The organism is Ruegeria sp. TM1040 (assembly GCF_000014065.1).
Taxonomy (GTDB): domain Bacteria; phylum Pseudomonadota; class Alphaproteobacteria; order Rhodobacterales; family Rhodobacteraceae; genus Epibacterium.
Window position 1 is genome coordinate 823,852 of the sequence record NC_008044.1, and the last position, 22,526, is coordinate 846,377.

At 58.5% G+C, this 22,526-nt stretch carries 31 protein-coding genes, 1 tRNA gene and 2 pseudogenes; 14 read left to right on the plus strand and 20 right to left on the minus strand.

The window, feature by feature from the left end; all coding sequences use genetic code 11:
- Nucleotides 1-54: 54 nt before the first annotated feature.
- Entirely contained in the window at nucleotides 55-1,470 is a 1,416-nt protein-coding gene (rimK, locus tag TM1040_RS08150) for a 30S ribosomal protein S6--L-glutamate ligase (protein ID WP_011538114.1), read from the minus strand.
- Nucleotides 1,471-1,540: 70 nt separating this feature from the next.
- On the opposite strand from rimK, the gene tgt reads away from it, so the two are divergent.
- Complete coding sequence (gene tgt, locus TM1040_RS08155) at nucleotides 1,541-2,671, plus strand: tRNA guanosine(34) transglycosylase Tgt (RefSeq protein ID WP_011538115.1); 1,131 nt, start codon at nucleotides 1,541-1,543, stop codon at nucleotides 2,669-2,671.
- A gap of 258 nt (nucleotides 2,672-2,929) precedes the next feature.
- Here tgt and TM1040_RS20240 read toward each other — a convergent pair whose 3' ends face one another.
- Together TM1040_RS20240 and TM1040_RS08160 are read right to left on the minus strand one after the other, a co-directional pair.
- Entirely contained in the window at nucleotides 2,930-3,091 is a 162-nt protein-coding gene (locus tag TM1040_RS20240; protein ID WP_166485532.1) for a hypothetical protein, read from the minus strand.
- 107 nt (nucleotides 3,092-3,198) lie between these two features.
- Nucleotides 3,199-3,708, minus strand: coding sequence for a hypothetical protein (locus TM1040_RS08160; RefSeq protein WP_011538117.1), 510 nt, complete (start codon nucleotides 3,706-3,708; stop codon nucleotides 3,199-3,201).
- A 325-nt stretch (nucleotides 3,709-4,033) separates the two neighbouring features.
- Between TM1040_RS08160 and TM1040_RS08165 the strand changes: the two are divergent.
- The 3 genes and pseudogenes from TM1040_RS08165 (at nucleotide 4,034) to TM1040_RS08175 (ending at nucleotide 8,253) form a co-directional block, all read left to right on the plus strand.
- Nucleotides 4,034-5,029, plus strand: a pseudogene (locus TM1040_RS08165) (alkene reductase).
- 313 nt (nucleotides 5,030-5,342) lie between these two features.
- The gene (gene lon, locus TM1040_RS08170) at nucleotides 5,343-7,751 is read left to right on the plus strand and encodes an endopeptidase La (protein WP_011538120.1); all 2,409 of its coding nucleotides are present in this window, start codon (nucleotides 5,343-5,345) and stop codon (nucleotides 7,749-7,751) included.
- Between the two features lie 427 nt (nucleotides 7,752-8,178).
- Nucleotides 8,179-8,253: transfer RNA gene (locus tag TM1040_RS08175), tRNA-Val, on the plus strand.
- 68 nt (nucleotides 8,254-8,321) lie between these two features.
- On the opposite strand, the gene TM1040_RS08180 is transcribed toward TM1040_RS08175, so the two are convergent.
- The 17 genes from TM1040_RS08180 to TM1040_RS08245 all read right to left on the minus strand — a co-directional run bounded on the left by TM1040_RS08180 (nucleotide 8,322) and on the right by TM1040_RS08245 (nucleotide 17,997).
- On the minus strand, nucleotides 8,322-9,095 hold the full coding sequence (locus TM1040_RS08180; RefSeq protein ID WP_371261776.1) for a tyrosine-type recombinase/integrase: 774 nt from the start codon (nucleotides 9,093-9,095) through the stop codon (nucleotides 8,322-8,324).
- Between the two features lie 107 nt (nucleotides 9,096-9,202).
- Nucleotides 9,203-9,484: a helix-turn-helix domain-containing protein gene (locus tag TM1040_RS20605; protein ID WP_371261764.1), complete on the minus strand. Its 282-nt coding sequence runs from the start codon at nucleotides 9,482-9,484 to the stop codon at nucleotides 9,203-9,205.
- On the minus strand, nucleotides 9,484-9,639 hold the full coding sequence (locus tag TM1040_RS20245) for a hypothetical protein (protein WP_166485533.1): 156 nt from the start codon (nucleotides 9,637-9,639) through the stop codon (nucleotides 9,484-9,486). The genes TM1040_RS20605 and TM1040_RS20245 overlap by 1 nt, the downstream gene beginning before the upstream one ends.
- A complete protein-coding gene (locus tag TM1040_RS08185) occupies nucleotides 9,636-10,076 on the minus strand; it encodes a hypothetical protein (protein WP_044026687.1) in 441 nt (146 codons plus the stop codon). Before TM1040_RS08185 ends, TM1040_RS20245 begins: the two co-directional genes overlap by 4 nt.
- Entirely contained in the window at nucleotides 10,073-11,017 is a 945-nt protein-coding gene (locus TM1040_RS08190; RefSeq protein ID WP_011538123.1) for a hypothetical protein, read from the minus strand. The genes TM1040_RS08185 and TM1040_RS08190 overlap by 4 nt, the downstream gene beginning before the upstream one ends.
- Entirely contained in the window at nucleotides 11,014-11,673 is a 660-nt protein-coding gene (locus TM1040_RS08195) for a hypothetical protein (RefSeq protein ID WP_011538124.1), read from the minus strand. Before TM1040_RS08195 ends, TM1040_RS08190 begins: the two co-directional genes overlap by 4 nt.
- Before the next feature lie 145 nt (nucleotides 11,674-11,818).
- Nucleotides 11,819-12,592, minus strand: a complete 774-nt coding sequence (locus TM1040_RS08200) for a hypothetical protein (RefSeq protein WP_011538125.1) — start codon at nucleotides 12,590-12,592, stop codon at nucleotides 11,819-11,821.
- 21 nt (nucleotides 12,593-12,613) lie between these two features.
- Entirely contained in the window at nucleotides 12,614-12,991 is a 378-nt protein-coding gene (locus TM1040_RS08205) for a DUF1364 domain-containing protein (RefSeq protein WP_254658860.1), read from the minus strand.
- Complete coding sequence (locus tag TM1040_RS08210; protein WP_011538127.1) at nucleotides 12,988-13,491, minus strand: hypothetical protein; 504 nt, start codon at nucleotides 13,489-13,491, stop codon at nucleotides 12,988-12,990. Before TM1040_RS08210 ends, TM1040_RS08205 begins: the two co-directional genes overlap by 4 nt.
- Nucleotides 13,491-14,099, minus strand: a complete 609-nt coding sequence (locus tag TM1040_RS08215; RefSeq protein ID WP_011538128.1) for a lambda exonuclease family protein — start codon at nucleotides 14,097-14,099, stop codon at nucleotides 13,491-13,493. The genes TM1040_RS08210 and TM1040_RS08215 overlap by 1 nt, the downstream gene beginning before the upstream one ends.
- Nucleotides 14,099-14,821, minus strand: a complete 723-nt coding sequence (locus TM1040_RS08220) for an ERF family protein (protein WP_011538129.1) — start codon at nucleotides 14,819-14,821, stop codon at nucleotides 14,099-14,101. Before TM1040_RS08220 ends, TM1040_RS08215 begins: the two co-directional genes overlap by 1 nt.
- Nucleotides 14,822-14,929: 108 nt before the next feature.
- Nucleotides 14,930-15,175: a hypothetical protein gene (locus tag TM1040_RS08225; protein WP_011538130.1), complete on the minus strand. Its 246-nt coding sequence runs from the start codon at nucleotides 15,173-15,175 to the stop codon at nucleotides 14,930-14,932.
- A complete protein-coding gene (locus tag TM1040_RS08230; protein ID WP_166485534.1) occupies nucleotides 15,172-15,378 on the minus strand; it encodes a hypothetical protein in 207 nt (68 codons plus the stop codon). Before TM1040_RS08230 ends, TM1040_RS08225 begins: the two co-directional genes overlap by 4 nt.
- A 10-nt stretch (nucleotides 15,379-15,388) precedes the next feature.
- Nucleotides 15,389-15,748 (minus strand): hypothetical protein, encoded by a 360-nt coding sequence (locus TM1040_RS08235; protein ID WP_011538131.1) that lies wholly within the window; start codon nucleotides 15,746-15,748, stop codon nucleotides 15,389-15,391.
- A 307-nt stretch (nucleotides 15,749-16,055) separates the two neighbouring features.
- A complete protein-coding gene (locus TM1040_RS08240) occupies nucleotides 16,056-16,814 on the minus strand; it encodes a hypothetical protein (RefSeq protein WP_011538132.1) in 759 nt (252 codons plus the stop codon).
- On the minus strand, nucleotides 16,811-17,344 hold the full coding sequence (locus TM1040_RS20610) for a DUF2794 domain-containing protein (RefSeq protein WP_011538133.1): 534 nt from the start codon (nucleotides 17,342-17,344) through the stop codon (nucleotides 16,811-16,813). Before TM1040_RS20610 ends, TM1040_RS08240 begins: the two co-directional genes overlap by 4 nt.
- 23 nt (nucleotides 17,345-17,367) lie before the next feature.
- A complete protein-coding gene (locus tag TM1040_RS08245; protein WP_044027040.1) occupies nucleotides 17,368-17,997 on the minus strand; it encodes an XRE family transcriptional regulator in 630 nt (209 codons plus the stop codon).
- A gap of 379 nt (nucleotides 17,998-18,376) precedes the next feature.
- Between TM1040_RS08245 and TM1040_RS08255 the strand changes: the two genes are divergently transcribed.
- The 10 genes and pseudogenes from TM1040_RS08255 to TM1040_RS08295 all read left to right on the plus strand — a co-directional run bounded on the left by TM1040_RS08255 (nucleotide 18,377) and on the right by TM1040_RS08295 (nucleotide 22,511).
- The gene (locus tag TM1040_RS08255; RefSeq protein WP_044026690.1) at nucleotides 18,377-18,850 is read left to right on the plus strand and encodes a hypothetical protein; all 474 of its coding nucleotides are present in this window, start codon (nucleotides 18,377-18,379) and stop codon (nucleotides 18,848-18,850) included.
- A gap of 3 nt (nucleotides 18,851-18,853) precedes the next feature.
- Nucleotides 18,854-19,084, plus strand: a complete 231-nt coding sequence (locus TM1040_RS08260; RefSeq protein ID WP_044026691.1) for a hypothetical protein — start codon at nucleotides 18,854-18,856, stop codon at nucleotides 19,082-19,084.
- A 3-nt stretch (nucleotides 19,085-19,087) separates the two neighbouring features.
- Nucleotides 19,088-19,390: a hypothetical protein gene (locus TM1040_RS08265; RefSeq protein ID WP_011538136.1), complete on the plus strand. Its 303-nt coding sequence runs from the start codon at nucleotides 19,088-19,090 to the stop codon at nucleotides 19,388-19,390.
- Nucleotides 19,391-19,392: 2 nt separating this feature from the next.
- Nucleotides 19,393-19,914, plus strand: coding sequence for a hypothetical protein (locus TM1040_RS08270; protein WP_011538137.1), 522 nt, complete (start codon nucleotides 19,393-19,395; stop codon nucleotides 19,912-19,914).
- Nucleotides 19,911-20,267: a hypothetical protein gene (locus TM1040_RS08275; protein ID WP_011538138.1), complete on the plus strand. Its 357-nt coding sequence runs from the start codon at nucleotides 19,911-19,913 to the stop codon at nucleotides 20,265-20,267. Before TM1040_RS08270 ends, TM1040_RS08275 begins: the two co-directional genes overlap by 4 nt.
- 11 nt (nucleotides 20,268-20,278) lie before the next feature.
- Nucleotides 20,279-20,452, plus strand: a pseudogene (locus TM1040_RS20615) (helix-turn-helix domain-containing protein); the annotation flags it as partial.
- A gap of 349 nt (nucleotides 20,453-20,801) precedes the next feature.
- Complete coding sequence (locus TM1040_RS08280; protein ID WP_044026692.1) at nucleotides 20,802-21,563, plus strand: hypothetical protein; 762 nt, start codon at nucleotides 20,802-20,804, stop codon at nucleotides 21,561-21,563.
- Nucleotides 21,560-21,781, plus strand: coding sequence for a hypothetical protein (locus TM1040_RS08285; RefSeq protein WP_044026693.1), 222 nt, complete (start codon nucleotides 21,560-21,562; stop codon nucleotides 21,779-21,781). The genes TM1040_RS08280 and TM1040_RS08285 overlap by 4 nt, the downstream gene beginning before the upstream one ends.
- Entirely contained in the window at nucleotides 21,781-22,257 is a 477-nt protein-coding gene (gene ssb / locus TM1040_RS08290; RefSeq protein WP_044026694.1) for a single-stranded DNA-binding protein, read from the plus strand. The genes TM1040_RS08285 and ssb overlap by 1 nt, the downstream gene beginning before the upstream one ends.
- Nucleotides 22,257-22,511: a hypothetical protein gene (locus tag TM1040_RS08295; protein ID WP_011538142.1), complete on the plus strand. Its 255-nt coding sequence runs from the start codon at nucleotides 22,257-22,259 to the stop codon at nucleotides 22,509-22,511. The genes ssb and TM1040_RS08295 overlap by 1 nt, the downstream gene beginning before the upstream one ends.
- The last annotated feature ends 15 nt before the right edge of the window (nucleotides 22,512-22,526 follow it).

The following is a 22,526-nucleotide window of genomic DNA, read 5'->3' on the forward strand; positions in this document are numbered from 1 at the left end:
TTTCCCCTCAACGTCGGAGCGTCAAGGGGAAAGGGCGCAGGGATGTAGCATGGCCTATTCGGCGGCGTCGCCCAGCGCCTTGCGCGTGCGCAGCGGGGTGGGACGGACATTGGCTTCGATCTCGTCGTGAATCAGGGCGGCAATGTCTTTCTTTGACGTCTTCTCGATGCCCTCAAGACCGGGCGAAGAATTGACCTCCAGCACCTTGGGGCCGGTCTCTGAGCGCAAGAGATCAACGCCTGCAACACCAAGGCCAAAGCAGCGTGCGGCGCGGATGGCCGTGGCGCGTTCCTCTTTGGTGATACGCACTGAAACCGCGCTCCCGCCCAGATGCAGGTTGGAGCGGAAGTCGCCCTCCGCGCCGGAGCGTTTCATCGCCGCCACCACTTTGGAGCCAACTACAAAGCAACGAATATCGACGCCTGCGGCCTCTTTGACAAATTGCTGCACGAGGAAGTTGGCCTTGAGACCGCGAAAAGCCGTGATCACGGATTCAGCGGCCTTCTTGGTTTCGGCCAGCACCACGCCTTTGCCCTGGGTGCTTTCCAGCAGTTTCACGATCAAAGGCGCGCCGCCAACAATGTCGATCAGGGCATTTGTATCCTTGGGAGAGGCAGCAAAAGCGGTGGCGGGCATGCCGATCTTGTGGCGGGCCAGCATCTGATGGGCATGCAGCTTGTCTCGGCTCGCAGTAATGCCGTCGCTGCCGTTGACGCAATAGGTCCCAAGCGTCTCGAACTGGCGCAGCAGAGCGGTGCCATATTGAGTGACCGAGGCGCCGATACGGGGGATCACCGCGTCATAGCGCGGCAGGCGTTTGCCATCATAGTGGATCTCTGGCGCCAGAGCGTTGATCGACATGTAGCACCGCGTCGTGTCGATCACCTCAACCGAATGGCCGCGCCGCTCGCCTTCCTCGACCAGGCGGCGGGTGGAGTAGTTGTCTTCGCGGCTCAGAACTGCAATGCGCAGCGCGCGGTTGGGGGCCTTCTTTCGGATCGCGGGCGTGGCATAGACCGAATAGTCAAGTTCGGGCTGGCAGTAGCGTTCCGACGGCACCACAGAGATATTCTCCGTGAGCGCCTGACGGCCCAGTAGCATATGCAGCGCCATGCCGCGCCGATCCGTCAGCGTGACTTCCACCGGCCAGACCTGACCGCCGATTTCCAGGTTGGTCTCGATGACATAGCGCATCTCGCGATCGCCATTGGATGATGTTACTTCGCGGCGGTCTTTGATGGCAGCGGAACACGGGATCAGCAGGTCATCGCGCCCCGGGATCGGATGCACGGTGAAGCGGACCTTGGGGGCCTTCGCAGGGCCGAAGGTCTCGATGTCGGTGGCGTGAAGGGCCGAGGTCCGAGCGCCGGTATCGACCTTTGCACGCAGGGCGGGCAGGCCGAGTTCGGGCAATCTGACCCATTCCTCCCAGCCTAGACGTAGGTTCTGGTTCGGGTCATCTGTGGACATGAGGACGCCTCCTTGGCATTAGGGGTGAATCACCGCACACGCGGTGCAGAGTTTGATGCAGGAACATGAGATGGCAGAGCTTTTCAACTTTGAAATGACAGCAACGGACGGCAAAGCACGCACGGGTGTAATCCATACACCACGCGGCGAGATCCGTACCCCTGCTTTCATGCCGGTAGGCACTGCTGCGACCGTCAAGGCGATGATGCCCGAAAGCGTGCGCGCAACCGGAGCGGACATTCTGTTGGGCAATACCTATCACCTGATGCTGCGCCCGACTGCCGAACGGATCGACCGTCTGGGGGGCTTGCACAAATTCATGAACTGGGACCGCCCGATCCTCACCGACTCCGGCGGGTTTCAGGTGATGTCGCTCGCGGGTCTGCGCAAGCTCACCGAAAAAGGCGTGACGTTCAAATCTCATATCGATGGGTCGCGCCACGAGCTGACGCCGGAACGCTCGATGGAGATTCAACGACTGCTGGGCTCTGACATTGTGATGTGTTTCGACGAATGCCCCGCGCTGCCTGCCGACCGGGATCGCATCGCCGAGAGCATGCGTCTGTCGATGCGCTGGGCGGAACGCTCGCGCGAGGCCTTTGGCGACCGGCCGGGACATGCGCTCTTTGGCATTCAGCAGGGTGGGCTGGAACAGGATTTCCGCGAGGAAAGCGCAGAAGCCCTCACCAAGATTGGCTTTGATGGCTACGCGGTGGGTGGTCTTGCGGTGGGCGAGGGGCAAGAGGCCATGTTTGGCTGTCTGGATTACGCGCCCGACATGCTGCCGGTTGATAAGCCGCGCTATCTGATGGGCGTCGGCAAGCCCGATGATATCGTGGGCGCGGTGTCCCGTGGTATCGACATGATGGACTGCGTGTTGCCGTCGCGCTCTGGTCGCACGGGGCAGGCGTTCACTCGGCATGGTGTGGTCAATATCAAGAATGCGCGCCATCAGGACGACCCGCGCCCGCTGGATGAGAATTGCAGCTGTCCGGCATGCAGCAATTATTCGCGCGCCTATCTGCACCACGTGTTCCGGTCGAACGAGATGATCTCCGGCATGCTTTTGACATGGCACAACCTGCATTACTTCCAAGACATCATGGCTGGCATGCGGGAGTCAATTGCAGCGGGCACATTTGAGGCGTGGCAGAAGACGTTCCACGAGACGCGCGCCCAAGGCGATATCGAGCCGCTCTGAGCCTGATCCTCGTCGGGGCCAGAAGCTGACACATTCTGTTTCATATATCGCATCACCACCCGCAAAAGAGGTCCGGGTGGTGATGCGTGTATTAGCTCTGTCGGAAATCTTGAGCTGCGAACATTACCTGAAAACGACGCCAATCGTTTTGGGATAGGCGCGTTCTTGTGGCTCCGTGATTTTGTCAAAACGAACCACACGTTTCACCACTTGCTGTCGCGCGCTGATAACCGCAGTACATTGTACTGTAATGGTCTCCTATGTGCCGGGTGTCACAGCAAAGGCGAGTTTGGCCGGGGTCTTCACCTTGTGATGTTGCCGCGCGCCCTGCCGCACCTCACAAGAGGCTCCGGCAATTTCAGTGACGGCGCTGTCGGCAACAAAAACGGTGCGTGGGGCTACGGCTTCTTTACGTTCCATCGCAGCGCTCTGAATACCAATTGTCTTTGCGTCTTCCGGCAAGGGCAGCGGGGCGATGCATGCGCTTGGCCCCAAACTCGCTGCGATCAGCCAAACTGCTGGCCGTATCACTTTTTTACCGGCTGCAGGTTCACCTCGATCCGGCCCGGGTAGCGGAACTTGTCATTGGTGGCGTCGCGAGAAGACTTGATCACACCTTTCACCGATGCAAATGCAAGAGCGACTGCCAAACCACCACCAGAAGATTGCGTACTGTTGATTTTTTCAACGGTCGCGTTGATGGCAGAAATTTGCTGGTTCACATCAGCACCGTTCAGACGGCAGGTCACGGATGCATCCTCAGTTTTGCCTAAATAATTGGGCAGCGAGACCCGCGCGGGGCGCACGGTTCCGGCACTATAGCCGATACCGTTGATCGTGCAGGGCACACCCTTGGCTTCGACGGTTGTTCCATCCGATTGCGTCAACGTGCGAATTTCCACAATGGCGTACTCGCAGACATTTTGTTGTGCGATGCGGCTGGAAAAACGCACGCTCTCCGGCGAGGTGTCCAGCGGCTCATGTTGCATACAGGCAGACAGTGTGCACATCAGTGCCACGAGAGAAATTCTCTTCATATCCAAAACCTGTAGTTATCTGAATTTTTTAGTGCCTCTCGCAGAAGGTGAGTGGTTCTACTGAAACATGAACAGGTTGAACAATATTGCGTGATGGAATTCTAGGTGGCGTGTGCCTGCGTAGCTACGCCCCCCTCGCATCGATTGAAACATGACCTGGCAGCCCCGAAGTTCCCCTGCATGACCGCGGGTCGAAGGGGCGATTTCGCAGGTTTTTCGGGGATTGAACATTCTCGTTGCTGGAGGGGTGAGAGGCGCAGGGAATGCTCTGTTCAAGTGGAGCAATACGCCTGATGCAGTATACCTTGAGCGACGGATACTCCCCGTGAGCCAGAAACTGTTCGCCGAACCAACCGCCGGTGCCCTTGAGTTGACAACTCGCTTGGTGATTGCACCGCTGAAGCACGATCGTGCCGGTGACACCACCGCAGAGGTGCTTGAGCGTTACGCCGAATACTACGCCCAACGCGCCAGCGCCGGTCTGATCATCACCGAAGGCAGCCAGATCAGCGCTGAGGCCAGAGGGTACATCCAGACCCCCGGCATCCACACCGCCGCGCAGGCTGCTGCATGGCGCAAGGTCACTGATGCGGTGCATGCCAAGGGCGGCAAAATCGTGATCCAGATGTGGCACGTGGGGCGTAGCACACATGCCGGGTTTGAACCCACCGCGACGCCCGAGGCGCTGACGGTTGGAGGCATTCAGCGCGTGATCGAAGATCGCGTTCAGGCCGCGACATACGCCAAAGAGGCAGGATTTGACGGCGTTGAGTTGCATGTCGCCAATGGTTGTTTGCTGGAGCAATTCCGAAAGGATAGGGTCAACACCCGCAGCGATGCCTATGGCGGATCGGCAGAAAATCGGGCGCGTTTGCTGTTTGAGGTTCTGGATGCCTTGGCCACCGTCTGGGAGCCGGGGCGCATTGCCGTGCGTCTGGCACCCTTTGCCAGCTTAACGATGTCTTCGATAGCGCCCCCATGGCCCATTCCACCCCGCTGATCGAACGACTGAACACCCATGGTCTGGCCTGATTGTACCTGATCAGAGGCGACACCGGTGGCGCGCTTAGGGGATTTTGAGATCCTCCGCCAGCTTTATACCGGAACCTATATGGCCAATAACGGCTATGACCGCGAGACGGCCCTGGCCCGGGCCAAAAGCGGCGCGGTGGATCTGGCGGCCTTTTATCTCGAACCGGATCTGGTGGCACGCCTGAAGGCCGAGGCTCCCTTGATAGAAGGCGATCAAGCTACCTTTTGTGGCGGCGGCGACAACGGATTCACTGACGACCCAACGCTGGAACTTCAGGCGGCGGAATAGGTCTCGACCTGTGGCCAGATCGCATTAGCTCTACTGATGATCGAAGAGAAATCCACCTGCAGGTCAATGACAATTTACGCCTGCTTATTGGCGAATGAACGGCATGGGCCGACGATGTTAGGGCTTTGCTCACCGTTTCACCATTTGCGCCCTTGTGGTCAGATCATGCACGGGGCATTCTGGTAGACAACGTTTGAGGCAGGGCGGTTGAATATCTCGGCCCGCCTGACCAGATAAATAATCCGAGTGAGGAGACGACCGCGGTTGCCGATAAATCGGGGCCTGGCCGTCTTGCTAAGAAAAAGGACCGAGTATGCAAGAGCCTCTCAATTCCTCCTACCCCGTACTGCCGCTGCGCGACATTGTGGTCTTTCCCCACATGATCGTGCCGCTGTTCGTGGGCCGGGAGAAGTCGGTACATGCCCTCGAAGAAGTCATGTCCGATGACAAGCAGATCCTCTTGTCCAGCCAGATCGATCCCTCTGAGGACGACCCGGATCAGGACGGGATCTACCGCACCGGCGTGCTGGCCAATGTTCTGCAACTGCTGAAACTGCCCGATGGTACCGTGAAGGTGCTCGTCGAGGGCCACCAGCGGGTGAAGATCACCGAGTTTCTGGACAATGAGACCTTCTTTGAGGCCCGCGCCGAGGCACTGTCGGAGATGCCAGGCGATGTGACCACCACTGAGGCGCTTTTGCGCGCGGTCGGCGATGAGTTCGAGCGCTACGCCAAAGTGCGCAAGAACATCCCCGAGGAAGCCCTAACAGCCGTGGGTGAAACCACCGAACCTGCAAAGCTGGCGGACCTCGTGGCCGGTCACTTGGGCATTGAGGTCGAGCGCAAGCAGGAACTGCTTGAGACGCTCCCGATCAGTGAACGTCTGGAGAAGGTCTATGCCCTGATGCAGTCCGAACTCTCGGTGCTGCAGGTGGAGAAAAAGATCAAGACCCGCGTCAAGACGCAGATGGAGAAGACCCAGCGAGAATACTACCTGAATGAGCAGATGAAAGCCATTCAGAAGGAGCTGGGCGACGGCGAGGATGGCGCTGGCGAAATTGCCGAACTCGAAGAAAAGATCGAAGGCACAAAGCTCTCGAAAGAGGCCCGTGAAAAGGCCGATGCCGAGATCAAGAAGCTCAAGAACATGTCGCCGATGTCGGCCGAGGCCACAGTCGTGCGCAACTATCTTGACTGGATGCTGTCGATCCCGTGGGGCACCAAATCCCGCGTCAAAAAAGACCTTGGGCGCGCGCAGGACATCCTCGACAAGGACCACTATGGCCTTGAAAAGGTGAAGGAGCGCATCGTCGAATATCTCGCGGTTCAGCAGCGTTCTGCCAAACTCAAAGGTCCGATCCTCTGCCTTGTTGGCCCTCCAGGAGTGGGTAAAACCTCGCTGGGCAAATCCGTGGCCAAGGCGACGGGGCGCGAGTTCATCCGGATTTCTCTGGGTGGCGTGCGCGACGAGTCCGAGATCCGCGGCCACCGCCGGACCTACATCGGCTCCATGCCGGGCAAGATTATTCAGGCGCTGAAAAAGGCCAAGACGACGAACCCGCTCATTCTGCTCGACGAGATCGACAAGATGGGCCAGGACTTCCGTGGGGACCCGGCTTCTGCGATGCTCGAAGTGCTTGATCCGGAACAGAATTCCACCTTTGTGGATCACTATCTGGAGGTCGAATATGACCTCTCGAACGTGATGTTCCTGACCACCTCGAACAGCTACAACATGCCGGGCCCGCTCTTGGACCGGATGGAGATCATTCCGCTCTCCGGCTACACCGAGGACGAGAAACGCGAGATTTCCAAGCAGCACCTGATTTCCAAGCAGGTGAAGAACCACGGCCTCAAAGCTAAGGAATTCGAGCTGACCGATGAGGCCCTCACCGAGATCATCCGCACCTATACTCGCGAGGCGGGCGTTCGGAACCTCGAGCGTGAAATCGCCAAAGTGGCCCGCAAGGCGCTGACCTCCATCGTCAAGAAGGAGACCGAAAGCGTGAAGGTCACCCCTGAAAACCTCGGGGATTTCCTGGGCGTTGCAAAATATCGTTATGGTCTTGCAGAGCTTGAGGATCAGGTCGGTGTGGTCACCGGGCTTGCCTATACCTCCGTTGGCGGTGAACTCTTGTCCATCGAGGCGCTGCGCCTGCCGGGCAAGGGCCGGATGAAAACCACCGGTAAGCTGGGCGATGTGATGAAAGAATCCATTGAGGCAGCAAGTTCTTACGTGCGCTCCGTCTCGCCGCGTCTGGGCATCAAACCACCGCGCTTTGACAAATGGGACATCCACGTTCACGTCCCAGAGGGGGCAACACCCAAGGATGGTCCCTCGGCAGGTCTGGCGATGGTGACCTCCATCGTGTCGGTGCTGACAGGAATTCCTGTGCGCAAGGATATCGCCATGACCGGCGAGGTGACGCTGCGCGGCAATGCCCTCGCCATCGGGGGGCTGAAAGAAAAACTGCTCGCAGCCTTGCGTGGCGGTATCAAAACCGTTCTCATCCCCAAGGAGAACGAAAAAGACCTGCCCGAGATCCCGGACAACGTGAAAGAAGGGCTGGAGATCATCCCGGTCGATCACGTCTCCGAGGTTCTTAAGCATGCGCTGGTGAGCCAACCCGAAGCGATTGAGTGGGACGAGGAGGCTGAAGAGGCCGCCGCCGCTGCCGCTGCGCTCAAGGGTGGCGACGCAAGCGGGGCAACGGCGCACTAAAGATCTGCGGTGAGCCGATATTGATTGAAGGCGTCCCGGTATCGGGGCGCCTTTTTTGTAGAAGAAGCGAGGCTCTGCCTCGCGCTCCGGGATATTGGAAGTTAGAAGAAGATGACGCGCCATCCGGACTTCTTCTGACCAGAAATATCCCGGGGTGAATTGGCCACAGGCCATGAGGGGCAGCGCCCCAAACAAATAGAGCGCGGTCAAGGCGCGTGCGCCAGAGCAGACGCCCGGATATGGGGCCTTTGACGCCTACGACGGCAAAAGATGCCGAACGCAGGTCATCTGATAAGATCATTTGCCTTTGCCACACTGACTCCAAATGGCATTTGCATGCATCGCCATGCAAAATCGGCGTGGAGCTCAAAAACTACTGTTTCCCCTCTTGCGAAGCTGTGATGAGATCGGTAAAAGCCGGCCTTGCGGGTGATTAGCTCAGTGGTAGAGCGCTTCGTTCACATCGAAGATGTCAGGAGTTCAAATCTCTTATCACCCACCATTAAATCAATGACTTAAGCTGATTTTACAAAGTGCCCATCGGTTCATTGAACCTAGGCCAGCAAGCCCTCATGCCTCCCTGATTTGAACGAAGTCCAGGATCTCAGCTGCATCCTGCAGGTGATCGGGCGCGAATCTCGCGTACGTCTGGTAGGTGATGGCAACATTGGAGTGCCCTAGGTACTGCGCAACTTTCTCCAGCGGAACGCCGTTTGATACCATAGCAACCGCGCTGGAATGCCGAATCGTGTGCAGGGTCACTCCGTCAAGTTCGGCTCTACGGCAGGCCGCCTCAAACCCTTTCCGAATGTTCTTCACCTTGCCGCCAGCATATTCGACCACATAGTCGCTGAGTGCGGCGTCATGAGCGGTTTGGAGCGCGGCCCGGATCCCGGAGTTCATCGGGACAATGGCACGGCCCTTGCGGGTCTTCGAGTCGTCAAGGCGCAGATTGATGATCCCGCGCTGGAAGTCTACCCGGTCCCATGTCAGGTCCAGAACGGCACCGATCCGCCCGGCAGTTGCGAAGAGCAGGTGGATAGCTAGGGCGATATGTGGCGCGGATGCCGCGTCGATCAGGGCCGCGATTTCTTCCTTTTCGAGATACCGTTCTTTTGGCGTCGGCTTGGCCGGGCGCTCGATGGATGGGGCCTTGTCGATGATCCGCTCCTTCACGGCAAAGCGCATTGCGCTGCGAAGGTGGCCTAGTTCCGTGTGAATGGTGCCCTGCGATTTACCCTCGGCAGTGCGATTGGTCACATACTTGCGGCAGAGGGACGTGGTGATCTGATCGGGCCGATATGCACCGAAGTGAGCGAGAACAGCCTTCCCAGTATAGCCCATCGTCTTGGCTGTGGGCTTTTCTCCAAGGTCTTGGCGGTAAGCCTCCCAGATGTCAGCAACCGTGTCTCTTCCCCGGCGTTGGTCGAGTGTCTCGCGCCGGTAGACATCTATCGCTTCTGGCTCGGCTTCCTCTCGGGTGCGTGCCTTAAGGCTATAACGTCTTCGCTTGCCACCTTCATGCCAATAGACGCAGAATCCGCCCCTGAAACGTCCGATGCTGATGTCTGGCATTGCTCCATTTCCTCCACCACAGTCGCTGGGATTCTGTATAGGCGTCCCAGTCGGAAGTGTTTTAATTCGCCTTGCAGGCACATATTTCGAATAGTGGTAGCACTTACGTCCCACCGATGGCCAAGGGTTTCGGGGGTGAACGGTGTCGATCGTCCCATCAAGCGGCCTCCTTCTTCTGGTCCTGTATAGGCTTGGCGTATTCAATCGAGTGCTCCAGATCGTCCCAAGTGCGATTGATCTCGATGAGATCCCCGGATCGTATCGCGCGACGGTGAGTCTCGATGCGCTGGCGCAAGAGCGTTTGCGGGCTCACTGCGAGCCCTCCAGTGCAGCATGGATCAGCGCCTCCGCTGCGTGCCAGTCTTGAACGTCTGTGACTTCCTCACGATCTGCTGCCTGCATCAGGGGGAGGACTGCCTTGCATGCATTCTGCAAGTTTAGGATTTGCTCTGCCTGTTCCGCGCAGGTGCGGGCGCAGTCCTCGACCTGATTGGCGAGGGTGTCACGCTCAAACTTTTCGTTCATGGCGTCAGCGATGAATTGAGCGGTTTTCTTCTGAGCTTGCTCTGCCTCTCTTTCTGTCAAAGCAAGTGCCTGGCCCTTCCCCGTCAGATACCCCCATCCTCGAATATCAGCCACCATGCACGCACCGCCAAACTCATCGACGCCCCATATTTTCAGGCCATACGCATCTGTCTTGAAGGGAGGGCGCGCAAATGTCGGAATATCTGGAAGCTTTGGTCTGCTCATGACGCACTCTTCTTCTGAACCATGACATCGAAAATGATGCTTGAAGGAATGAAATAGCCTGCCGATCGTAGGCCTTTCGCCAGATTATCCGCAGCCTTCTGCACGCTCTGGCGTGGTGCCGGTGCGTTCTCGCAGTCGCATGGGGCGTCGATATGATCGCCCCAAGGCTGCACGCCGCCGCTATCCCGCATTCCTGAACCGCTGCACTCGGGGCAGTCTGGGTGCGGGGCTGGCTCGGACTTCAGGGTGCGGATCAACTCGGCCTTTGACTCGCATGCGTTGTGCTGCCCCATGTCGTAGGCTTCCGCTCTGGTTTGACCCATAAACATAGGAGGAATGGTTGGCTTTTTGATACGAGCGACCACCTCTGCCGCCTCCTCCAGCGCCGCATTCCGCGCCTCTTCCTTGATCTGCTCGATCCGCTCGACCGTGGTGTGAACGATGGTGTCAGGGGCGATGAAGTTAGCATCCGGAAATTGCATCCAGCGCTTGATCTTCCATGCCGCCAAGTAGGTATCGTCTGCGGTCGTGTAGTCGTAGGAGTGTTCTTCGGGCAGAGATCGTAGGACCACGCGACGATTGTCTTCAAGAAGCGCGATAAACCACTCGGAGCCTGAAATCTTGTCAGGGTATCCGTCGCGCCAAACTCCCTTTTCTAGGGCATAAAGCGAGGCCCTTGTTTCCGCCAGTTGCGCTTGCAGCCTCTGGATCTCCTCGGCCAGCTTGGCGCACTCCCGGGCGCAGTCCTCGACCTGATTGGCGAGGGTGTCACGTTCGGCGGCGAGGGCGCTTAGCTGATCCGCCGCTTTGAGGTAGAGTTCGAAAGCGTCCTCCCACCCCTGAATCATCGAAACCGCTTCGCGCGAAGCAAGGCCTGAAATCTCTTTTGCGACGCGCTCCACCGCCTCTGTGCTTGTGTCTACTGTGTTGGCCTTGTTCATGCTGCCTCTCCTGTATGCTCTGCCGCCCATGATCCAAACTGGTCGGCCCATGCGGCAGCCATCCCAGCGAACGTCTTGCTACGAAACTTCCAGCGATCCGGCCCCGGCGGCGCCCGGTGGATGGCTGACCAGCGCTTGTGATCGTCTGTGCCGGGGCGTGGCGGGGTAAGTTTGTTTGTGGGCACCAGATCGGGCAGGTTGCGCAGGTAGAGCCCTGTCGCCTTGAAGGCCGGATCTCCGAACCACCATGGCTGCACGATTTGAGGCTTGATCCAGTTCCGGATTCGCTCGCGTGCGTGCTTGTGCATCACGGGGTTTTCGACCGCGACATGCGGGATCGGGGCATTTAAGCAATCCGAGAACAGATCCGCACCTTTATCAAGGTCGGCCCACATCTCGGCAAGCGTGCGTCCGGTCGGCGGTTTTGTCAGCCAGCGCACGCCGGAATTGCACAGCCGGGTGCAGGGCGGGTTCGAGACCAACAGCAAATCCCAACCCCATCCCAGCACATTGCGGATGTCGTCTTGGATATGCCGGTTCGTCGGCTTATCGGCGTGCAACAGGTCGCACTGCCATGCGTCATGCCCGCGCGCGAGGAATGCATCCAGCGCCACACAGGAGGTCGCGCAACCGATTAGAACTTTCAGTGACTTCATGCTGCGGTCTTCTCTCGCTTGGTGTGCGCCCAGGTAAGGAACTCAGGACGGGGTTTCGGTAAGGCGCGCCACTCGCTGTATAGGCGGGCCGCTTCGTTCTCTTTCTCGGACTCGGTGGGCATCTCAGCGAGGGCAGGTGAAGAGATCAGTAATCACCAACCGAAGTGACGACTTCATCCTCGTCCACCTCGATCACAGTTTCAGCCGCGTACATGGCCAGTAGCTTTTGAGTGAGCCCGTAGGGTCGGCGCATCGAGAAGCCCGCTTTGCCGCCCTTGCTCGTGATCACTCCGCTGTATTCTTGGATCTGTGAAATCGTTCCGGTGGTGATCTCATGGTTCGACTGGTCGCGGTCTTGTTTGATCCCGTGCCAGACCTCCAGCACCACTTCACAGCTTCCCTTGTCGCTATGAGAGTAGTGGGTTGTATCATCGAGATAGACCTTCCAGCGAGGCCCCCAGAAGTCGCTATCGTCAACGTGGATCTCCTCTACGATGCAGGTGACGACCTCCCCATATCCGCCATCTTCCTCGTGGCTCTGGCGCATCTGATTGACGATCTCAGAGAGCTTTATGGATTGAGGAGCGACCCCGAGCATTTCGTTGATGTCAGCCTGCAGACGTCCCTGAATTAGTTCAGATGCAACCGCCTCGACTTGGTTTTGAACCATCGCGCAGACCATGTTGTTGTAGCTCGGCAGATCCAGGTTGGAGATTGACAAAGCCTCCTCGATTTTCTTTTCGAGAGTCCGTCCAAAATCCGAATAGCTGCGCATTGCGCTTTCAATTGCGCCTTTGACTGTTTCCCCGATCTTCTTGTCGATGATTTCTTTCACGCGCTCGGGTGCTGTCGCTTCCTGCAATGCTTGCCCGGCAAGGATCGCAATGTCGGTTGTCGGTGCTTCGATTTGATCTTTCATGTCTGTTCTCCGTTCAGAGGCTCAAGCAACGATCAGGTTGCCCATGCGGTGTTGTGCGATAAGGGTTTCCCCAAGGGCGCGGGTCACATCATCCCATCCCCAAAGCTCGCCGTTTCTGCGCCGGTCCAAGGCATCGTGGCAGTCAGAGCAGGCGAAGACCGCGAGGAAATCCATTGGCTTCTCAGATGTTCCGGCCCAGCCAAATGCGCGGATGTGGCAAAGGCTAGTGGTCTCAGGGTTGTTGTTGCAGCAGGGCAGGCGGAGTGTGCAGGGCTGACCTTTCGCGGCGGTGCGCAGCTTGGTCATCTTCGGGCCGCTCGCCTTCATCGACTTGCGGGTCGGCGTCGGAGGCTTTGCTCCTTTCAGGCCTAGCGGGCCACGTCCCATGAGGTCGGTCATGCTGCTTGTTTCCCTAGGTCTTCTGGGGCCACGCCGATCTGCGCTGAAACCCAATCCAAAATCGCATTCTTGCTCTCCTTGAAGCGATCCCCGCCCATGGCGCGCACCGATTGGCTCTCAGGCGTCCAGACGCGCACCACAGGTCCCTGCACTTGGCCTAGCGCGTATCCGTGCGCCTTGACCTCCGCAGCCAGCAGGGCCTCCTTCACGCGGCGTGCTGTGGCGTTCGCCCCGCAGTCCAGCGTGTAGACCTGTGAAAACCCGGTTGCGATCAAAGCGTGTTTCCGGAGCGCCTCTGGCGTCTCAGCCCACGGCATGTGCATCACGGCTTCCGGCAGGCTGGCCCAGGCGTCCTTGATCCATGCGAACTGGTGCCGGTGGCTCTTTCCGCTGCGGTCCCGGTCGATGCTGACCGTGACAAGCTCGCCATCGGTTAGTTCCGGCCCCTGATTGGACAGGAGGCGCAGGCACCCGTTTTCCCACCTGGCGCGGTAGTACATCACGCGGCTTCCTGGAGGGTGCGCAGCTTGGCGAAGGTATCGTCGACGCTGGTCAGGAATGAACGCACGGCGTCGGTGATTTCTCTCGCCTTTTCTGAGTCATACTCGACACGCTGGATGTATAGTTGCAGGTCGTCCGGAAGATCCGGGTTGAAGCTGACGAAATCGCACCATTCACGCCCGGTGCATTCCATCTGCCAGAGCATTTGCAGCACATATCCCTTTTTGATGTCGCCTCCGGTCAAGACACGGATATGCTCTGTCGGCTGCGGGCATTTGATCTCCACAAGCCCAAGCTCCCCTACCAGCCCGTCAGGAGATGCGCCGGCCATTTCGATCAGTGGATGCGGCACAAAGCCGACCTCATTTACAGAAAGCCCGGTCGCCAGCGTGTACATGGCCCTCGCCTGCGGCTCCGTTTCTGTGCCGTGCTGCATGGCCGCGCTGGTGAACGTCTCTGTCGGAGTTCCGGTCAGGCGCTCACACACAAGCTGGGATCGGTAGTTCTGGAATCCGGCTGTCGTCGGATTCATCATCACGTCAGCAATGCGGCTGGCGGTGACGCGGCCAAGTCTGGCCTCATGCCATTCTGGAGTCCCTTGTTCCATTACTTCGCCTCCTTCGCTTTGATCGTGGCGTTGAGCTTCTTGGTGAGCGGCTGGAAGTCGGCGACTGCTATGCTGGACAGATCCGCGACCTTTGCAGCCGTGCAGACAGTTTCCGGCGTCACGCCAGCCTTTTCGATCAGCCTGCGCAATTCCTCGATCTGGGTTGGCGTGATCGTTTCGCGACCAGTCGCGCCTGCTCCATCGTCCTCATCATCCATGCCGAGCGACAGGCCAAGGATCGCTTGCGCGGTGTACCGCTGCCCGTATTTCTGAGTTGAGCCGACCGCCTGCACCGCGTTCTTGCTGCCGCTGGTATCACGGGGCAGCGCCATGCTGGTGCTTTCGGAGTGGCCTTGCTCATGCATCAGTTTAGCAGTCACGACGACCTGATCCCCAACGTCGACAGAGAAGGTCAGCGCAAGGCCGTGCTTGGACAGAACCGGGCGCGTGAGCTTGGTGATATCCTCAAGGGTGGCGTATGGTTTGTTGTTGTGGCCCTTGCCGTTCAGCGGGATCGTTGGGAACTCGGCAGAGGCGCGGGCAAAGGCAGAGGAAAACGCGGCCTTCGCGTTCTGCGCGTCGTGGCGCTCTTTCATCTCAAGCATTCTTTCCAGCTTGTCGATGTCTGCATTCGGGTCCGTAGCAACCCGCTCGATCATGGATACCATCGGGTCAGCCGGAAGCTGGTCATCTTGATGGCGGATCTGCGTCACTTCGTTCATGTCGTGTCTCCTTGGAATAGAAGGCCCCGGCGGTTTCGGGATAGGGAGGAGGAAACCCTCACCGCCGGGGAAGTTGCGGACGCGCAGTGATGCGCCCGACAGGGAGGTTCAGAGGGGATTAGAAAGGCTGGCGCCGACTGACACTGCGGTCAGGATTGCGACGAAGATCATCAGCGCCCAGAACGTCAGCGTGAGCGTCCAGTTCTTGCGATCAGGGCCGCCATTGGTGGGGGCTGGGTGCTTCCACGGCCCCGCGCTCCAATCGTGACTGCCCCGGCGGCGCGTGTGCGTCGCGTGAGTGGTGGACTTTGCCGCCGGGGTGCGAATGGGGGTGACGTTGGAAAGGTGGCTCATGCCGCGCCCTCCCGGTCGAGAGGGTAGGGATCTCCTACCTGTGCCAGAACCAAGCGGGCTCTCTCCGCGCTTCTGCGACAGCTGGAGGTCCGGGCGATGTCTTCCAGCGCCATTGTCAGCCGGTTGACCTGTACGCCGCGCTCATAAGCCACGTCTGTGACGGAGTTGGCGCGCATGCGTGTGTGATTGTCGTGGTAGCTCATGTCTTCGACCTCACTCTGCTGCGATGGGCCAAGCGAACTCGAAGTCGCGCGGCTCGAAGATTGCGTCTTCGTCACTGATGATTGCGTCGCCGCGGTTCAGAGCCTCAGACATCGTGTCTTCCAGCTCACGTTCGGCGCGGAGAAGGTCAGACTTCCCAAAGCGGCGGATCACCTCTTCACGAGAGAGCAATTCAAGCTCCCAAGTCTCGGGGTCTTCCATCTGAACGCTGAGGACATCGGCAGTGACATCGTGACCACCAGAGAAGCCGCACGCAGTGTCAGCACCCTCACGCTCAACGAAAAACGCAACCTGTGCCGCGCACTCGATGTCGTCTCCGAGGTAGATCGTTTGAAAGGCTGTATCGCGCATGTCGTGGCTCCCTTTGTTTCCCCGCGATCTGCGCCAGCGGCGCGTCTTCGGTGGGGCTGTCGGGAGTGTTTTATAGGGGACAAATATCCCCGTCAAGGAAAAAGGGGGAAAATAATCCCCATTCAACTTCCGACCTGCACCTCTCCATGCTACAAAGGGTTTGCCGCTAAGCGCTGCGCTGGGTTCGGATAGCCTTTCCACACGGGCGCTTCCGTTCCCGGCGCAGAACTCAAAGCACCGTGCGCGCAAAGAAAAACCCCGCCGGAGCGGGGTTCTACAATCGGCAGAAGCACAGGCAGCCTCAGCGCTACGCTACTCGAGCTAGCTCCCTAAAAGCATCATCGGTCTCACCAATTTCAACAACATTGGCAACGTCACTGATGATCTGCCCACGGTCGCTTAGTGAACTAATCGAATTGATTACTGCGTTGAGCGAATGTCCTTGTTCAGCGCGGCGGATGTCAGAGAACATGAGGAATTTGCTAGAGATAGAGTGCGGGTGCGCGGTGATGTGTTCGAAAATCGCTAGCCTGCGCGATGGGAGAGAGACAACGTTGTGTGCCTCCCAACTTGAGTGGCGACCTGACACCTCTGCTTTTCGTGCAACGTTATGAGCTCCAAACACTTTGACAATCCGCTCGAAAACTTCGGCGTGTGTGTCAGCGGCCTTGGATTCAATTGATCTGCGAACGGCTTCTGCCGCGGCTTGGGACGATGTGTTTGCCACGGTAACAATAGCAGCCTCGAGATGAGCTAGTGGCACTTTTATGGCGAATATCGCATGCCCATCATAGTCAACGCCATTGTCCTTCGCCAATGTCCTAGCGATACTTGGGAAGTAGCTATCTGCGTTCATAAATTCAGCTTCAACTAGACCACGGCCCATATCTGAAACCCAGCAGTGTTCAGCGTGCCTTTGCAGCTCGACGCAAGCGAGCGCTCCGCTGGGGTAAGCTACCGGAACGTGTGCGAGTACCTTGTCAGCCTCCTGAGTTACGCTGCTCAAGCGGTTGATTGCCTCGATTGTGCGGGCAGTTAGGATTTCGTCAGCTTTGATCACATTCACAGCAGAACGCCTTGATCGCCAGGAGGAGGAAGATCGCCTCGGTTATTGATTTTGAGTGTATCACAGACATAAGCAAGCGCCTCAGAAAATTCTGTAAAGTCCGCCTCCACCGGTCTTGCTTGCACTGCGCCGTGCAACCTTAGCCCGCCATCCTCTCGCAGGCTGTCATAGAATATGTGCTCATGGTTCTTACCTTGAGGCAAAAATATTCCATGAACCTCTGGAGGCCCGAAGAGCTTATTTTGATGGGCTGATGCTGGATCAACATCTAGCCGATACAGGGGTATGTGAGCGCGGCCAGAATCTCTTTCGCACTCGAGTTGGAATGTCGCACGCAGTCGAAAGCGAGGAAACAATGCAATTCGAAAGAACACGCCTCTCGGCATGGACCCACCGATCCTGACCCGACATTCTATGCCTCGACGGTGCTCATGGCCGCTTCCATTGGTCGTTGGTTTCCACTCAAATGGAGGCAATAAGTCTTTTGAGGTTTGAAAAATTCGATCCGCGAGCGAATACTGGATGGGCAAACTTAATCTCTTCTCTTAAAGGTCTATTTCTTCCTCGCAAACTCCGCAGGCCAGTGCAGTCGCACGCGGGCGGCCCACTTTAGGCGCACGTTCCACATGTTTGCACCGGTGGGGTTGAGCGAGATCAGGTGGAACAGCCCCGGCTCATCACCCGCTTTGACTTGCTTCACCCAGCCCATGCCGTCCGCATCCTCGCAAACGCACTTGTAGCCGATCACGTCGTCAGGAACGCTGTCATGCCCATTGCGAGAGTAGAACAGTAGATCCCCGGCGGAATATACCGGCTCCATGCTGTCACCCTCGACCTCGACTGCTACAACGCCGTGCGGCCCAATGCCCGGTGGACATTCGACCTGTGGGCCATCGCCTTTCTCGTAGGCGTCGAACACCGGTACCTGGGCGCCAGCACCTACTTTCCCCGCGATCGAAATGGTGGGCGATGCATCAAACTCTCCGGACATAAACTGCTCGAAAGAGACGCCTACCGCTGTAGCGATTTTTAGGGCGTCCTCGGCGTTGGTCGTTTGGCTTTTCCCTTGCCGAACTTTTTTGAGCTGCTCGTAAGAAACACCTGCCTTATCAGCCAGCTTCCTCATGGAGAGGCCGGTGGCATCCTGTGCGCGGTCTAGGGCTTCTTTGAAAGAAATTGGCATGGAGAGACAATAGTCCCTAGCCAATTCCGTGAATAGGAGATGATTGTCCCTTGCAAGATGGGGAGTATTGTCCCTATAAGGAGTCATGACAAATCAACAACTCATATCGGAGATTGAGGCGTTTGCATCTCTCAAGGGGATTGCGCCAGCGACAGTAACGAGTCGCGCGGTCGGTAATAGTCGGCTCTATCACCGCTTGAAGGATGGGAAGAGTTGCACGCTCGGGGTTGCGGAGCGCCTGCGTGAGTTCATGCATGAAAATCCCCCAAAGCACGACGCACCTTCGGCCGCCTAACCCGCTCTCTATGCCAAATACCGCACCCATACATTCAAGTTGGGCGCGGAGGACTGAAATACCAAAGCAATGAGGTTGCCCAGCATGGCAAACCAGCGAACTTACCTCCACACGCTGATCCGCGGCCTCGTGGTCAGGCACTTCCCAGGCAAGCAGAATTGCGCCGCTCGCGAAATCGCTGAGTTCTGGGCAGGTCATGCCTTGGAGGACTCTGAGGTCGATTTTGGTGGGTTTTCTCGCAAGATGAACGGATCTCGCGCCTTCGATGTTTATGACCTGTTCGCGCTTATCCAAATCACAGGTGACAAGCGCCCCATCGCAGCTTTCGGCGATGTGCAGGAGGGGAACGTTCCTCCGAGTATTCCAATGCCGGTTCTTGCAGCTCGTGCGGCCAAGGAGTCTGGCGAGGCAGTCTCCGCAGCAATCGAAGGCGGTGATCTTGGCGAGATCGCGATGGAGGCTGGCGAGGCAGAGGCAGCACACCGGGAAATTCGGGAGAATGCGGAAGCTGCCATTCGCGCTTCATCGGGCGGCGTCACCCCCATCAGAAAGGCCTGAGACATGGCTGATCCGGTACGCGGCGGCAGCGTGAAACTCGAAGGCGAAGATCTGGTCATCCGCATGCCGAAGGACCGAGCGCAGAGCTTGCGTGTCGCTCTCGCTGAGTGCCCCTGTAAGGCCACCAAATCAAACGCCACGCAGAACATCCGATCTGGTCTTTCCATGGCGATTGGACGGGCGATCTCTTCGAAGCCTGTACAGCGCAACCCACTGTACAAGACGGAGGATTGATCAATGCTGGATGACCCTCTCACGGCCATTTACGCCAAGGTACAAGCGCAGCAGGAAGCCGAGGCGCGCAAGATTGCCGCAATCGCCGCGCACATCGGCCACAACGGCGGCCCGAGGATCGAAGCACCCTTCGGTATTGACGCCCCGTGGCTGCGCTATGCGGACGACGCGGAACTCTCGCGCCTCGCCACCCTTGAGCCACGCATCGAACGCAAGAGGCTGATCCTCGCGGATACTATCGCTGAGCGCACACGGATCATGAACCGCTGCATCCGCCGGATGCGCAGAGCTGCGGGGAAGGACTGATCATGGGCAAGAGAAGCAACTTCGACCGCATCCCGCGCGACTTCTATCCGACTCCACCAGAGGCCGTTGCGCCGCGTATCCCGCATATTGCTGATTGCAGGTATTTTGCCGAGCCCTGTGCTGGTGACGGGGCGCTAATAGGCGCGCTGAGCGGTGTGGCTGAGTGCCTTTGGTACAGCGACATAGAGCCTCAGTTTAAGGCCCCTTGCGTAGACGCGCTTACCCTTGTGGATGAATTTAAGGATTGCGATTACATCATCACCAACCCGCCGTGGGATCGGAAAATCCTGCATCCGATGATTGAGCATTTCTCAGCTATGCGCCCGACATGGCTCCTGTTCGATGCGGATTGGGTTCACACACGGCAGGCCGCGCCATTCATGCCAATGCTGCGCAAGGTGGTCTCCGTAGGGCGAGTGAAGTGGATCAAGGACAGCCCACACACCGGTAAGGACAACTGCGCCTGGCACCTTTTCGACCAAGGAGGCTCTGGGCCGTGTGAGTTCTATGGGAGGGCCGCATGAAACCCACCACCATTCGCCTCTCTTGGCCTCGCCCCGCCCTCTGGGACAATGAGAAGGCCAGCCACATGGTCAAGGCCGCAGCCAAGCGCACACAGCGCAAGGAGGCATGGGCGCTCGCCTTGGAAGCCAAGTGGCCGAGAGACCCAGCTGCGGTGCTCACGTTTCGTTTCTGCCCGCCTGATCGCCGCCGCCGCGACACCCACAATCTGCCAGCCACCATGAAAGCCGCGATCGATGGGATTGCTGATGCGATGAAGGTTGATGACGTGGGATTTCGCTGCGTGTTCCCGACAGAGTTTGGCCCCGTCGAGAAGGGCGGGGCGGTTTATATCGAGATTGGAGGCCAGCCATGAGCATCCGCATCATGTCAGCCGTTTTCGAGAGCGAAACACTGGGAGCCACAGAGCGTCTCATTATGCTCGCACTCGCTGATCATGCTGACGACGAGGGCCGCTGCTATCCATCAATCACCCGCTTGTGCCAGCGCACAGGGCTCGGGGAGCGAGCGGTGCAGACGAACATCAGGAAACTCCAGGCGCAGGGCTATGTGGAGATCATACCGGGGGCCGGGCGGAATGGGTCCAACCTCTATTTCGTCCGCCCAACACCTACGCCACCCCCCGCACCAGATGCACCCCCGCACGAAATGCACCCCGCACCAGATGCACCACCCCCCCGCACGAAATGCACCCCTACCCCCGCACCAGATGCACCCAAACCGTCAGTAACCATCATTGAACCGTCATTACCCCTTGTAGTTCCCCAGCGGGAAAAACCGAAAAAGCCAGACAAGGCACGGCTGCCCGAGGACTGGGCACCCAGTGACGAAGACCGAGCATACGCCCTTTCACTGAACTTGACCGACGCCGAAATTGAGGAGATCGCAGATGACTTTCATGCCTATTGGACAGACCGGACAGACGCTGGCGGAAGAAAGTCTCGACGCGGTTGGCGGCAAACGTGGCGCAACCGCTGTCGCGACGTCGCCCCAAAATTCATCCGAAATCGCCGGATGGCTGGCCAAGCATACACCGGCGGACATGGACAAGGCGGCGGTATCGCGGGCGCAGTCGCACGGCGTCAATTTGGAGGTTAGGTACGAGGGACGATACCCGACCGGAGCCAACGGCGAGTATCTCCCCAGCTACGAGGTCGCAGTTGGGTGCCACATCCACGGGACCACGGCTCAGCGCGAGGCCGCGATTGAAGATCTGAAGAAGTTTCAGACGCCCGCGCCTATTCCGCAGATTGAGCGCTGGCTGGCCGAGCTTTCGGTTCTCACAGCGGGGCGCGGCACTGACGGTATCGCGGCAGAACTTCAGCTCACCGCATACTCCTCACGCTTGGCGCAATACCCCGCTGATGTGGTCCGTCACGCGCTTTTGCGGCATTCGTGGAAGTGGTTCCCGTCGTGGGCCGAATTGGAGCGACTGTGTGAGGCTAAGGCCAGTCCTCGCCGCCACATGATCGCCGCCCTGTCTCAACCCGCGCCAGACCCGGAACCGAAGCGCCGTCCGCCAACAAACGAGGAACGCGCCCGCATTCAGGCCATGGTTGACGAGATGTTCCCGCGCCAGTCGAGGAAAGATCGCGAGGCTGCTGTAGATATCGCCCTGCGAGGCGATTGCATGATGGGTGACCCGTCATGAGCGCCCCGGAGACATGGCCCGAGATCCTTCGCCGCCACGAGCTGGAGAAGATGCGCGCGATCCACGCTCATATCGACAGCAGCCTTCCCAAGGCGGCGGCCAAACTTGAAATGAGCCAGGCAGCACTTGGCTCGTACATCTATTCCCGTGGCCTTCGCTGGAACCGCGCTTCTCTGGAGGCGGCATATCCCGAACTAACACCCAAGGAGGCCGAATGATGGCTGGATCGCTGAACAAAGTTATGCTGATCGGTAACCTTGGCCGCGATCCGGAAGTTCGGACCTTCCAGAACGGAGGCAAGGTCTGCAACCTCCGCATCGCGACCTCTGAGACCTGGAAAGACCGCAACACGGGCGAGCGCCGCGAAAAGACCGAATGGCACTCCGTTGCGATCTTTAATGAAGGTCTGGTGCGCGTGGCCGAGCAATACCTGCGCAAAGGGTCGAAGGTCTATGTCGAAGGCCAGCTGCAGACCCGCAAGTGGCAGGACCAGAGCGGTCAGGACCGCTATTCAACCGAGATCGTGCTGCATGGCTTTGGCTCCACGCTGACCATGCTGGACGGTCGCAATGGCGATGGTCAGTCCCGCGATGACGGTGGATATGGCGGCGGTCAGGACAGCTGCGGCGGCAACCGGGGCGGTGGATACGGCTCTGGCAGTCAAAGCATCGATGACGATGAGATTCCGTTCTGATGGCTATGAGAGGACGCCCGCTGAAAAACCGCATGCCCCCAGAGTTCTGGGAGCGCGTCGAGGTCGCCCTCGTTGTTGGTCAGGTCACGTTCACTGAGTGGTCAGCAAGCATCGGCAAGAGCTGCGCCGCAGTATCGAGCCTTCGCGCGCGTGGCACCAGACCACCGGATGAATACATAGACGCCCTCTGCGCTCTCACCGGATGCACGCGAGAGTTCCTGTTCAATCCGGAACCCGTAGACCTCAGCAAATAGCCAAAGGCAGGAGAC